Origin of the sequence: Rhizobium sp. SEMIA 4085, assembly GCF_013004495.1 — a bacterium.
Taxonomy (GTDB): Bacteria; Pseudomonadota; Alphaproteobacteria; order Rhizobiales; family Rhizobiaceae; genus Rhizobium; species Rhizobium gallicum.
In genome coordinates, this window is sequence record NZ_JABEPH010000694.1 from 1 (window position 1) to 925 (window position 925).

Genomic DNA, 925 nt, shown 5'->3' on the forward strand with positions numbered 1-925 from the left:
TGCTCTCGCCAAGTGGCTCCCCCCCAACTGCTTTACCTGCACTGTGCATCACTTTGAACCGACAGTCGGCGGAAAGTTCAAAATGTCCTTCCGGAACTTTACAACGGGCAAAAGCCACGCATTTGGTGGCGAATATGTCGAGCTCGCCCCAGGCGAGCGCCTGCGCTACACGGACAAATTCGACGACCCCAACTTGCCTGGCGAAATGGAAGTCGCTGTGACCTTGAAGAAAGTTTCGGTCGGGACAGAGCTGGAGATAACGCAGGCAGGCGTACCCGACGTTATTCCACCAGAGGCTTGTTACCTTGGTTGGCAGGAGTCGCTGCGAAACCTGGCACGGCTCGTCGAACCGGAGATCAATCAGTAGCACTCAGGATCGAGCAAGGCTGCCGGGATCGGATCGCGTTGACGCTTTTCGCGATGCGGTCTGACAATACGCTTTAAGCAGGCATTGCCAATGCGAACGGTCCTCCTGGCTCTTGGTTCTGGGCGCCAAGTGCCATCCGCTACTCACCGGTCCCGGTTCGGCCGCCCACCAGGCTTAATTGCAATAAACCCTGCCGCCTTTGCGGGATCTGAGATCGAAGTGAAAATGGTTCCAGTGTTCCGGGTTGCTGCCGGGGCCGAGCACGGTGTTGAAATACCGGCAGCTGTCGGAGCGCACGGCCTTGAGCAGCCTGCCCTCGCGGAACGAGAAGAGGCCCTTCCTGCGCACATCGATCTGGTGGCCGTTCTTCAGTACGAACTTGCCGACGTCGATCGCGTTGCCGCGTGCGTGTTCGGACATCGGATTGTATCTCTGGCGGCTGTTGTTCATGCGCCGGCAGGAATAGCCGCCGAGCGGCTGGATCGTCTTTGCGCCAGCACCGTAGCGAAAGCCGGCCGATGGAGAGGGGTCTTTCTTCACACATTTGGCGCAGGGCTA

General features: G+C 58.8%; 1 protein-coding gene and 1 pseudogene. One reads left to right on the forward strand and one right to left on the reverse strand.

Annotated elements, in window-relative coordinates:
- The coding region (locus C9413_RS32430; protein ID WP_170251627.1) for an SRPBCC family protein at positions 1-367 on the forward strand (367 nt) is incomplete at its 5' end.
- A gap of 174 nt (positions 368-541) precedes the next feature.
- Here the strand turns inward: C9413_RS32430 and C9413_RS32435 are convergent.
- Positions 542-916 (reverse strand): annotated as a pseudogene (locus tag C9413_RS32435) (extensin family protein); the annotation flags it as partial.
- Positions 917-925: the final 9 nt, after the last annotated feature.